The organism is Thalassotalea sp. LPB0316 (genome assembly GCF_014898095.1).
In the GTDB taxonomy this organism is placed as follows: domain Bacteria; phylum Pseudomonadota; class Gammaproteobacteria; order Enterobacterales; family Alteromonadaceae; genus Thalassotalea_G.
This window is the reverse complement of the sequence record NZ_CP062946.1, coordinates 670752-682971: the sequence shown is the minus strand read 5'-3', so window position 1 is coordinate 682971 and position 12220 is coordinate 670752. Positions and strand designations below refer to the sequence as shown.

The following is a 12220-nucleotide window of genomic DNA, read 5'->3' as shown; positions in this document are numbered from 1 at the left end:
AATGGATGTTTCTGACTTAATTGATGGCTTGAATGACAAGCAACGAGAAGCGGTAGCCGCGCCGCTACAAAATATGCTGGTACTCGCTGGTGCTGGCAGTGGTAAAACCCGTGTTTTAGTGCACCGTATAGCTTGGTTGATGAAAGTTGAGCAAGCCTCAGCTCACAGTATTTTAGCCGTTACCTTCACCAATAAAGCCGCCGCAGAAATGCGCGCAAGGGTCGAACAAACTACCGGTGGTGGCGTTCACGGGATGTGGATTGGCACGTTCCACGGTTTAGCCCATCGGTTATTGCGCATGCACTTTCAAGAAGCCAAATTACCGCAAAATTTCCAAGTGCTTGATTCAGACGACCAAACGCGTTTGATCAAACGGATTTTAAAAGCGTTAAACATCGACGAAAAACGTTGGCCAGCTAAACAAATGCAATGGTATATCAATGGCAAAAAGGATGAAGGCATTCGTCCGCAGCACATTGAGCACAGTTATGATCCCACCGAACAGATGTTTGTCAAAGTGTATCAAGCCTACCAAGAAGCCTGTGATCGCGCAGGCCTTGTCGATTTTGCTGAATTATTGCTGCGCGCTCATGAACTCTGGCTCAATAATCCGGTATTGTTGCATCATTACCAGCAGCGCTTTCGCCATATTTTGGTCGACGAATTCCAAGATACCAACGCGATTCAATACGCGTGGTTGAGATTACTTGGTGGTGAGCAAGGTCGCGTGATGATTGTCGGCGACGATGATCAATCAATTTACGGTTGGCGCGGCGCTAAAGTGGAAAATATTCAGCGCTTTTTAACCGATTTTGCTGGTGCTCAAACTATTCGACTTGAACAAAACTACCGCTCTACCGCTAATATTTTACAGGCAGCCAATCACCTGATAGCCAATAACAATAACCGCTTGGGAAAAGACTTGTGGACCCAAGATGGTGAAGGCGAAAAAATTTCTATCTACACAGCATTTAACGACTTAGACGAAGCGCGTTTTATTTCTGATCGCATTACTAGCTGGCGTGCGCAAAATGGCTCACTAGACGATGTAGCCATTTTATATCGCAACAACGCTCAGTCGCGTATTTTAGAAGAAGCGTTATTAAAAGAGCACTTGCCTTACCGTATTTATGGCGGTCAGCGCTTCTTCGATCGACAAGAAATCAAAGATGCGCTCGCCTATTTGCGCCTCATTGCTAATCGCGACGATGATGCTTCGTTTGAACGCATTGTGAATACGCCAACACGCGGTATCGGCAATACGACATTGAGTTTAGTACGAGATGCCGCGCGCAGTTTAGAAATGACCATGTGGCAAGCGTGTCAGCATATGCTGACTCATGAGGAGCTCAAAGGCCGCAGTGCCAAAATGATCAAAAATTTTATCGATTTAATTGATCAGCTAGAAGATGATGCCGTTAATCTAAACCTTGATCAGCAAGCCGATTACGTCATTAAAAACAGTGGTTTAAAAGCCATGTATGAGGCAGAAAAGGGTGAGCGAGCACAAGCGCGAATTGAAAACTTGAACGAGTTGGTCACCGCCTGTCAGACCTTTGAAAAAGATCCTGAACTCGAAGAAGAAATGACAGATCTCAATGCCTTTTTAACCCATGCATCACTAGAAGCCGGTGAGTCGCAAGCCGATGATTATGAACCCGCCGTGCAGTTAATGACAATGCACAGTGCTAAAGGTCTAGAATTTAAGTTAGTGTTTATTGCTGGCTTAGAGGAAGGCATGTTCCCATCAATGCAATCGGCAGAAGAAATCGGCCGATTAGAAGAAGAAAGACGATTGTGCTACGTTGGCATGACACGTGCGATGGAGAAGCTATACTTATGTCATGCGGAGTCACGTCGTTTATACGGGCAAGAAAAATATCACAAGCAAAGTCGCTTTATTCGCGAGTTGCCCAGTGAGTGTATTGAAGAGATTCGATTGCAACAGCAAGTGAGTCGTCCGGTAACCAGTGGCCGCTTTTCATCGTCTTTTACAACAGAGAGTTTTGACAACACAGGCTTTGCCCTCGGGCAGCAAGTGATGCATCCAAAGTTTGGAGAAGGCGTGGTTTTAAATTATGAAGGCAGTGGTGCGCAAAGCCGCATACAAGTCAACTTTGACCAATTTGGTAGCAAGTGGCTGGTGGTTGCTTATGCAAATCTGCAAGCAGTAAATTGAGAGTAATAAACTATGGTAAGAAACTTATTAGTTGTCGAAGACAGTAAACCGATTGCATCGGTGATTAAGCAGATCGGTGAAGCGTTAAACTTCAATGTAGTCCTTGCTAAAACGCTGTCTGAAGTAGAAGCGATCTTAAATACCGATCAAGAGTTTTTTGCCGCAACAGTCGATTATGCACTACCCGATGCCCCTGATGGTGAGGCGATTGAATTAGTCCTTGCCAACCAAATTCCAAGTTTAGTACTCACTGGCAAGATGGATGATAAAACGCGTGAACGCATTCTATCACTACCGGTTATCGACTACATTCCTAAAGAAAACAGCCAAGCATTTTTATATCTCAAACGCATTTTACATTGGCAAACCACCAATAGCAGTATCGGTGTGTTAGTGGTTGATGATTCACTGTCAGCTCGCAAACACGTTACCGAATTACTTAAGCGCCGCAATTTTAAAACCTATGGTGCAACAAATGGCGTTGAAGCGCTCGAGGTGTTAGCGGCTAACCCTCACATTAAAATGGTCATAACCGATCTTGAAATGCCAGAGATGGACGGCATTGTGTTAACCAATGAAATTCGCAAAAAATACAATCGCGATCAATTATCGATTATTGGCATATCTGGCGCAACATCGGGTATTCACAGCGCAAGATTTATCAAAAATGGCGCTGATGATTTCTTGAGAAAGCCATTCTGCCCTGAAGAGTTCTATTGTCGCATTACGCAAAATATTGAAAGTTTGAGCCATATCGAGCAAATCAAACACGCCGCTAATACTGATTATTTAACCGAGTTGCCGAATCGCCGAGCGTTTTTCCAACAAGCCCAGCAATTCGTGGCTAAGTGCTTGAAATCAGATGTGCCATACTGTGCCGCGATGATAGATTTAGATCACTTTAAAGCGATCAACGATAATTACGGTCACGAAGCTGGCGACCACATTTTAAAAGTGGTTTCTTTGTATATGCGCAAATATCTTGGTAACAGTGTGTTAGGGCGCTTAGGTGGTGAAGAGTTTGCCGTTGTTTTAGCAGGGGTTAACGAAGATCAAATGTACTCAAAACTCGATGATTTTAGACGTGAATTATCAATTCAACAAATCCCTTATGAAGATAATGCCATTTCAATCTCTGTCAGTATTGGGGTTGCAATGAATGTTAAATCTGGCGTTGCAGAGCAATTAAATTTAGCTGATTCAGCGCTATATAACGCCAAAGAAAACGGTCGTAATCAGGTCGTTATTCACGGTGATGACAACGATTAGCAATCGTTAAGAATACACAGCCCGCTAATTAGAGCGGGCTTTTTTTTGCTGCTTGAGTGAGTCAAAGCTATAAATTGCCAATGCGCTCCAAATAAAGCCAAAAGTGACTAGCTTAGGCAGGGCGAGGGGTTCGTTGAAGTGGAACATTGCCAATAGGAACATAATACTTGGACCTATGTATTGGAAAAAACCCAGTGTTGATAATGGTAGGCGTTTAGCTGCCGCAGTGAAACAAAGTAGTGGTGCGGTCGTAACTATGCCAGCACAGATCAGTAAAGTATTGAGATAGGCTGAGTTATTGGCCATGTTTACGGTGCTACTGTCGATTACCCAGAGCCACGCCATGAGCGCGACGGGTAACATTAATAATGACTCAATGAATAGGCCGATAAAGGTATCAATGGCCAATTTTTTTCGAATTAAGCCATAACAGGCAAATGTGCCAGCAAGCGCTAATGAAATAATGGGAATGGAGCCGAGTATTACAAGTTGCACACCGACCCCGATGATTGCGAGTACCACTGCAATAATCTGAAGTCTTCTAAGTTTCTCGCCCAGAAAAATCATGCCAAGCGCGACATTTAATAGGGGATTAATGTAATAGCCTAAACTGGCATCCAATATATAATCATTGTTGACCGCCCAGATAAACAAAAACCAGTTGACGGCTAAAAGCGTGGCACTTAGCGATAGAATGGTTAAGGTTTTCGATTGTTTAATTGCTTTGATTGTCGCGGGTATTTTTCGCATAACAACCAACAAGCCAAAAAGCAAAAGTGACGACCAAACAATGCGATGAATGAGTATTTCACCTGAAGAAACCTCAGCGATAAGTTTGAAATATAACGGTGCTATGCCCCACATTGAGTAGGCGGCAACGGCATTAATGACACCAGTACGAGAATCTTGTGCAGTCGACATAAGCTAATTAAGCACTCAGGTGATAAAAAAGACGCGCATCATATCACTGTGTTTAGGATTAAGGAATTTTAACTTCACTTTTAACTTCACATGAAGTGGCTTAATTAATCTGGTGCGGTGAAATTACACTACCTTTATCGGTCAACTCGGGTAAAATAGGGCCAATATTTTTCTCCGACAAGTTCACCCGTGTTACCACCCGTTGTTTTTTCTTTAGATGATATAAATCACGCGCTCAAGCATCAATTTGGCTATTCATCGCTGCGCGATGGTCAAGCGCAAGTCATCGAAAGTGTCTATCAATCGCGAGATTCATTAGTACTAATGCCAACAGGTGCAGGAAAGTCATTGTGTTACCAGTTGCCAGCGAGCTTGTTACCTGGGGTGACCATTGTTATTTCGCCATTGATTGCCTTAATGAAAGATCAGGTCGATAGTCTGGTTCGACAAGGCATTGGCGCAGCGTATATCAACTCAACGGTTGACCAACAATCGACTGAGCAAATTTTTGCAGGTATTAGCCAAGGGCAAATTAAACTGCTGTATTTAGCGCCAGAACGGCTAAATAATCACTATTTTATGATGTGCTTAACCCAGCTTAAGATCAGTTTGTTTGCCGTTGATGAAGCACACTGTATTTCACAATGGGGCCATGATTTTCGGCCGGCTTATACCAACCTTAAAATCGTCAAAGAGAATTTTCCTCATGTGCCTATGATGGCGCTGACTGCAACAGCTGATGTTGCTACGCGAAAAGATATTCTAGCACAGTTAAACCTCAACGATCCTTATATTTATTTAGGCAGTTTTGATCGGCCCAATATCCGTTTAACTTTAGCTGAAAAATATTACGGCGATCAGCAAATTACCCGCTATATCAAAAAACAAAAGCAAGACAGCGGTATTATCTATTGTAATAGTCGTTGGCAAGTTGAGCGTTTAACCGAGTATTTAAAAGGTCAGGGCATTGATGCTGACGCTTATCACGCGGGGCTTGATATAGCATTGCGCAACAGTGTCCAAGACCGCTTTATCAAAGATAAATTACAGGTTGTGGTAGCAACCGTAGCCTTTGGCTTGGGTATTAACAAACCGAATATTCGCTTTGTCATTCACTTTGAGCCACCGCGTACGTTAGAGTCCTATTATCAGGAAATCGGCCGAGCAGGACGTGATGGCTTGCCAGCTGAGGCGCTTATTTTACATGATGATAAAGATGTCGAGCGGATCAAAAAGCGCATTAGTGATGGCGAAAATGAGCAACGGGTAAATGTTGAAATGCAACGCTTTATGGCGATTAGTGGTTTTGTTGAAGCACAAATTTGCCGCCGAAAAGTGGTATTAAACTATTTTGCTCAATTTACCAAAGACGCCTGTGGCAACTGCGATATTTGTTTAGATCCACCGAGTCAATTCGATGCAACGCAAGTGGCTCAAATGGTGTTATCTTGTGTTTATCGCATTGAGCAACAAGGCGATATTAAATACGTTATCGATGTGCTGCGCGGCGTGAAAAACGAGGTCATTATCAAGCAAGGCCATGATCAAGTCTCAACGTTTGGTATTGGCAAAGATAAAACACCGGGCTATTGGTTTTCAATTATTCGACAGCTTATTCACTTGGGCTATTTACAACAAGACATTACTCAGCACTCTGCACTGATGCTAACACAAGCCTCACATGCTGTATTAAAAGCACAGGAGCCATTAATGTTGGCATCGCCAAGACTGCAAAACGCTAGTTATTGGCGTCACGATCAAGCCGGTAATAAAAGCTATGATCGTCAATTGTTTAGTAAGCTACGAGCATTGAGAAAGACGATTGCTGAGGCTGAAGATATTGCCCCTTATATTGTGTTTAACGACGCTACGTTATCAGATATGGCTAAACGGCAACCGACGACACCGCAAGCTATGCTCAATGTTACTGGTGTTGGTGATACTAAACTAGCGCGCTACGGAAGTGCTTTTTTAGTGGTGATCAAAGAGCACCTTGAATCGCTTGGTTAATTTACTTGGTGTAATAAAAAACAAAGATAAAAAAAGCGTTCATGTTGAACGCTTTTTCTTTCGATTTGAAACTTCGATTACTTAAGGCTTGCGAAGTATGCAGCTACGTGCTCGATGTCTTCATCAGCAATAGCCATAGCCATTGGCGCCATTACAGGATCTTTACGTGCACCAGATTTGAAATCGCGTAATTGCTTAGCAAGGTACGCTTCTTTTTGACCGGCAAGGTTAGGGTACATCGGGATAGCAGAAATACCATTTGCACCGTGACAAGCAGCACATGTCGCTGATTTTGTTTTACCAATAGCAGGGTCGCCTGCAAATGCTGGAGAAGCCATAACAATTGTTGCCGCCGCAGCTAAGATCATTTTTTTCATAGCTAATATCTCTCTTTTTAAATAAATATAATTTTTCTGTTGCCAATTATAGGGAAAAACTACAGGTCTGTCCCAGATTATTTTCCCTGATCTTTGCTGAACTTTTTGTTCTAAAACAAAGTATCATAGAAAAATACCAATCTGGATAAATAAATGGTCGCTCAGCTTGAGTTAAAAGGCTTTAATACGCGGCACTTGTTTTTAAGATATGGTTATTCCATTTCAAAAACCAGTACAGGTTACTTGTTCCAGACCTAACCCAAAAACCTACATCCATGTAGGCAACAATGTAGTAAAGCCTTTTAGCCAAGCCCTCGGGAGCTCATCAGTCACCCGATTACGGCCCAAAATGTTCTAGATATAGAATAACTATATATAGAACATTTTGATTGTACTCGAATGACTGATGTAGCTCTGAGCTGACCATGTTATTATCCAGATTGGTATCATGTTCAATTTAGCCGAGTAGACAATGGCAACACAGTCAACGTTTTCATTTACTAATCGATTTTATAACGCAATTCCAGAGGCTTATCAACACGCCGCCGCTTCAGTGTTTGCTGATAATCACTTGGTTTGTATTAATGATACGGCGAGAAATGATTTAATGATCTGTGCTGATCATGCAAAGAGTGAAAACTTTTTAGCGATGATCACGGGTCAACAACTACCCCCAAATGGCTTTAGTGCCGCTCAGGTCTACGCCGGTCATCAATTTGGTCAATATGTTCCGCAACTTGGCGATGGTCGAGCCTTGAATATTGGCGAGCTAAAAACTGACCGAGGAGAATACTACGAGCTACAACTCAAGGGGGCAGGTATTACACCATTTTCTCGCCATGGCGATGGTCGAGCGGTATTGAGGTCGACTATTCGTGAATATTTAGCTAGTGAGGCAATGCACCAGTTAGACATTCCAACAACAAGAGCATTAGCCATCACCAGCACGAGTGAGCAGGTGTGGCGTGAACAAGCCGAACCCGGCGCAATATTAACGCGGTTTGCTACCAGCCACATTCGCTTTGGCCACTTCGAATACTTTTTTCATCACAATAAAAAAGCGACGTTAAACAAGCTGGCAGACTTTTGCTTAACGCATTATTTTCCTGAGCAGAACAAAAGCGACAATCCTCACTTGGCGATGCTGCAAGCAATTGTTGAGCGCACAGCAAGGCTGATCGCTAAATGGCAAGCGGTGGGTTTTACCCACGGTGTACTCAACACCGATAACATGTCTATCTTGGGGCTAACCATTGACTATGGTCCCTTTGGTTTTTTAGATACTTATCAACCAAGCTTTATCAGTAATACATCGGATCACACTGGCCGTTATGCGTTTGAGCAGCAGCCGAGTATTGGCTTGTGGAATTTGAATGCCCTCGCCTATACGTTCTCAACTTGGCTAAATACCGAGCAAATCAGGCAAGCGCTTAGACACTATGAGCCAGTGCTAGTGAGTCATTACAACGAGCTGATGGCACAAAAACTCGGGTTTAGTCAGTGGCGTCAAAGTGATACTGAGCTTATCGGGCAACTTTTGGCGATAATGGCACAGCAACAGGCAGACTATACTCGGGTGTTTAGGCAACTTAGCTATGTTGATGAGCATCAGACGAGTTTTGAGCGTTGCCAAGCACTGCTCGATGAATTTGCTGATCAACAACCGATTGAGCAGTGGCTTAACCAATACAAGACGAGATTACGAGACAATCCACTCGCTCGCACCGAGCGCGTCATTCGACAAAACCAAGTGAATCCGAAATACATTTTGCGAAATTACTTGGCACAAAATGCGATTAACAGCGCTTATGCCGGTGATTATAGTGAAATTGCTAGGTTGCAAACCATTTTAGCAACGCCATTTGATGAGCAGCCGCGTTATAATGCTTATGCTAAACAAGCACCTCAATGGGGTAAGGAGTTAAACATCTCATGCAGCAGTTAATCACCTCAGTCGACTATATTCGCCATGAAACATCAGCAGTTATTCAGGTTTATTTTCTGCAAAGTTGGCGACAAGATGATGTAACAGCACTTGCTGAGGACGTTTTTTCTCTATTCGACGATGTCACACTCATTGAGCATGCTCAAGGAGCTGATATCGAGACTTTCCATATTCGTGTCGATACGCTCGATTTATTGGTTAATTTTGAGCTTTATAGCGCGTCTTGTTGGTTGGAGGTGGTTAATCATCAAGATACTGATTCTCTTCGTTATATTTTTGAAAATGTGAACAAAAAATTAGCAAAATGTGAATAAGCTTCTATACTGAATTGATTAGGCCTAACAATAACAAAGATTTATTCTTAATAATGCGTTAGTTATCAATGAAGTATCGTTTTTCTGATTACATTTTGCCAATTTTAGCTCCCTTGATGGTATACGTTGTCATCTTGGTGGGCTTTGTTTGGCAACATCATCAAAACAATCAAGAACGGGTTCGATTTAGGATGGTCGAAGCGGTTAACCTCTTGTTGGTTAATGTCGACTTCGATACGCTTTCGGAAAAGCAAAATAATACCTCTGTAAATGACCAACTAACATCAATCTATCAACAATTTAATCATCAAGAAAAACTTCCTCAAGCCCTTGCTATTGATCTCATTAATTTCTCAAGAAAGAATCAATTTATTCAGCTTTCAAACAAAGAACAAGCGAGCATAGCGCAGAGCTTTATATCGGGGGCGCCAATCTCTTCGCCAAAGTTTATTAGCTCCTCAAATTATTGGCATTATTTGAGTCCGTTAAATGAGCGTCAGGCACTATTATTAACGCTCAATAAATCCGATAGCCAATTCGCGTGGTTTAATGATCAAAGCATGATTATGCGGGTGGTTTTATTAACCTTTGCTGTGATCTTACTTATGCTATTCGCGTTTCGAAAATATATTCGAATCTCTGTCGAACAAGCTAAAGAGTTGCAAAAGCATGCGGTTACCGTTAAAACGCGTGAAATTATGCTGATGCACCAATTAACCGCGTCAATTAATCAGTTAGACAATTTGGCACAAGCGGCTCAGGAAATTAAACGCGATTTTCCTCAAATTTTTCCAGGTTACTCAGGTTCGGTTTTGTTTTGTGACAATACCACAGGTGCGTTAAGGCCTTTTGGTAGCTGGGGTAGAAATAGCGCTTATACAAGTAAAGTGCTGATCAGCAAAACATGGTTTAAGAATGAGGCGCGCAGGGAATATCTCAATCAATATTACACACTGAGAAACCGTTCATTAATCGTTGCTTTGATTAATGACGATCAACAATATGGTGCGATTCATTTAAAGCATGATAAACACCGTATTTCAAAAGACAGCGTTGAGCATATTTTAAAATTTGTGTCCCAGTTAAATATTGCCTTGATTAATTTACAGTTGAAAAATGACCTGAAAGAAAAGGTTATTCGCGATCCGCTGACGAATCTCTACAATCGTCGATTTTTATCTGAAGCTTTGGAAAAGAGTTTAAGTGGTGCCATTCGCTATAAGTCAACGCTAGCACTGTTGATGATAGATTTAGATTATTTTAAGCAACTCAATGATACCCATGGTCATGATGCTGGCGACAAAGTGTTGAAATTAGTCGCCGATGTGTTTAAACACAATTTGCGGATGTCGGATGTTGCATGTCGTTACGGTGGCGAAGAATTTTGCATCATTTGCCCTGATACTAACTTGCGAGAAGCCTATCTATTAGCAGAAAAAATTCGTGTATTAGTTGAAAATTTAGTGGTAAGTCATCAATCTAAACAAATCGAACAACTCACGACATCGATTGGCATTGCGATGTATCCAAGAAATGGTGTCACCTCAACGAGACTGCTTCACTTAGCCGATCAAGCCTTGTATCAAGCAAAACACTTGGGGCGTAATATGGTGTATGTCAGTGATGTTGAAGAGCAGCACCAAGACCAAGTTAATAAAGCTTAATGGAAAAAATTCTAATCAGTAGTTGCCTTCTCGGGCAGCCCGTTCGCTATGACGGTCAATCAAAACCGCTTGCGCAAAACATTATTCAAACATGGCAGCAGCAAGGGCGTTTAGTCAATATATGCCCAGAGGTTGCTGGCGGTTTGAGTGTTCCTCGTGCACCTGCAGAGTATAATCCGACTAGCCAAAAGGTGAAAACCTGTGATGGGGAAGATGTCACCCAAGCGTTTATTGAAGGTGCTCATCGTGCACTTACTTTATGCCTTAAGCACGGTATTCGCTATGCTTTATTAAAAGAGTCAAGCCCATCATGTGGCAGTAATCTCGTTTACGACGGCAGTTTTTCACAGCGTAAAGTTGCAGGTATGGGGATCACGGCAAAGCTCTTAAGTGACAATGGTATTCAAGTTTTTTCAGAAGAAACTCTAGACCAGCTAATCAGCCTAATTAAGCGAGAATGACTTTATTACTGGTGTCACCGGGGTGTTGGCTAAGAATACGACGGGCTTTAGTGATCAAAGCGGTTGACGACTCACTCACTGCGAAACAGTCGACCCCTAATGAAATCGTCATTTTCGGAAACCTAACGCCAGATTTACTGCTGATAAATCGCAACTTTTCTACCCCTTGACGAATTTTCTCCGCTATTTCGCCGGCAATATGCTTATCAATATCAGGTAAGAAAATTAAAAACTCATCGTTAGTTGTTCGCACAGGTAGGCCACTGTCATCAACATAACTACTGACTTTTTGCGCTATTTTAGACAACAACACGTTGCCGATTAATGGCCCAAACTTGTCGTGAAATTCGGTGAATTGGTCAATAGATACAACGATTGCCGCGAGCTGGCGTGATGGGTCTTGCTTGTGCCAAGTGTCCAAGTGTTTGTGCAATGCCTTGCGGTTGTACATACCGGTGATCGGGTCGAGATATATTTCTTGCTTAACTTTATCTAGCTCTGCTTTTAGCGCGCGAGCTTTTTGCTGTGAGGCAAGTAGGCGCTCAATTAAGCTTTGTTGCTGTGATTTAAAATCGTCTGAAGCACGACGAATATTGTGGATCGCCAACTGCGATTTTTCGCCTTCACCTTGATTAATATGCACTAAGTTGGCATCGAGCTTATTAATAAATCGTTCAACCTGCTGCGCCGATTGCTGCGCACTTTTATCGACTTGGCTAACCACATCGGTCATATCGTCGACAAGCTCATCTCTAAATTTACTTTGGCCAAGGATATAGTGTTTATAAAATTCCTCCATCGAGAAATTATCAAGCGTTTTGCCCTCAGCTAGACGTTGTTGTACGGCATTAATGAGAGAAGCATTTTTACCTTCAACGTATTCATAGCTGATGGTGTAGTTGATCGGATTTGCAGGGAGTCGCCATTCATCTAGCTGTTGAGCAGCCAGCGCCATTTTTTTATTAGCTTGCTGAATGGAATCTATATACTTCAAAGTATTATGTATTAATTATTATTCTTTTAAAGCTATTGTCTAGCAAAGTAAGTAAAACTGCTAGTATTTTTAGCTAAAAAATCGTC

Annotated in this window: 10 protein-coding genes; 7 read left to right on the top strand and 3 right to left on the bottom strand. The window is 42.3% G+C overall.

All coding sequences use genetic code 11. The annotated features are described in order from the left end of the window. Window position 1 precedes the first annotated feature (1 nt). Both uvrD and LP316_RS03035 read left to right on the top strand, forming a co-directional pair. On the top strand, window positions 2-2179 hold the full coding sequence (gene uvrD, locus LP316_RS03040; protein ID WP_193022621.1) for a DNA helicase II: 2178 nt from the start codon (window positions 2-4) through the stop codon (window positions 2177-2179). A gap of 12 nt (window positions 2180-2191) precedes the next feature. Further along, window positions 2192-3448, top strand: a complete 1257-nt coding sequence (locus LP316_RS03035) for a diguanylate cyclase (RefSeq protein ID WP_193022620.1) — start codon at window positions 2192-2194, stop codon at window positions 3446-3448. Between the two features lie 24 nt (window positions 3449-3472). Here LP316_RS03035 and rarD read toward each other — a convergent pair whose 3' ends face one another. Next, window positions 3473-4369 (bottom strand): EamA family transporter RarD, encoded by an 897-nt coding sequence (rarD, locus tag LP316_RS03030; protein ID WP_193022619.1) that lies wholly within the window; start codon window positions 4367-4369, stop codon window positions 3473-3475. A 189-nt stretch (window positions 4370-4558) separates the two neighbouring features. Between rarD and recQ the strand changes: the two genes are divergently transcribed. Continuing rightward, window positions 4559-6379, top strand: coding sequence for a DNA helicase RecQ (recQ, locus tag LP316_RS03025; RefSeq protein WP_193022618.1), 1821 nt, complete (start codon window positions 4559-4561; stop codon window positions 6377-6379). Between the two features lie 77 nt (window positions 6380-6456). On the opposite strand, the gene LP316_RS03020 is transcribed toward recQ, so the two are convergent. Then, window positions 6457-6756, bottom strand: coding sequence for a c-type cytochrome (locus LP316_RS03020; RefSeq protein ID WP_193022617.1), 300 nt, complete (start codon window positions 6754-6756; stop codon window positions 6457-6459). Between the two features lie 472 nt (window positions 6757-7228). On the opposite strand from LP316_RS03020, the gene LP316_RS03015 reads away from it, so the two are divergent. The 4 genes from LP316_RS03015 to LP316_RS03000 all read left to right on the top strand — a co-directional run bounded on the left by LP316_RS03015 (window position 7229) and on the right by LP316_RS03000 (window position 11140). After that, window positions 7229-8701, top strand: a complete 1473-nt coding sequence (locus LP316_RS03015) for a protein adenylyltransferase SelO (protein WP_193022616.1) — start codon at window positions 7229-7231, stop codon at window positions 8699-8701. Further along, complete coding sequence (locus LP316_RS03010; RefSeq protein WP_193022615.1) at window positions 8689-9015, top strand: DUF3630 family protein; 327 nt, start codon at window positions 8689-8691, stop codon at window positions 9013-9015. The genes LP316_RS03015 and LP316_RS03010 overlap by 13 nt, the downstream gene beginning before the upstream one ends. A gap of 68 nt (window positions 9016-9083) precedes the next feature. Beyond that, window positions 9084-10679, top strand: a complete 1596-nt coding sequence (locus LP316_RS03005) for a GGDEF domain-containing protein (protein WP_193022614.1) — start codon at window positions 9084-9086, stop codon at window positions 10677-10679. Further along, complete coding sequence (locus tag LP316_RS03000; RefSeq protein ID WP_193022613.1) at window positions 10679-11140, top strand: DUF523 domain-containing protein; 462 nt, start codon at window positions 10679-10681, stop codon at window positions 11138-11140. Before LP316_RS03005 ends, LP316_RS03000 begins: the two co-directional genes overlap by 1 nt. On the opposite strand, the gene LP316_RS02995 is transcribed toward LP316_RS03000, so the two are convergent. Further along, a complete protein-coding gene (locus tag LP316_RS02995) occupies window positions 11127-12134 on the bottom strand; it encodes a GGDEF domain-containing protein (protein WP_193022612.1) in 1008 nt (335 codons plus the stop codon). The genes LP316_RS03000 and LP316_RS02995 overlap by 14 nt on opposite strands. Window positions 12135-12220 lie beyond the last annotated feature (86 nt).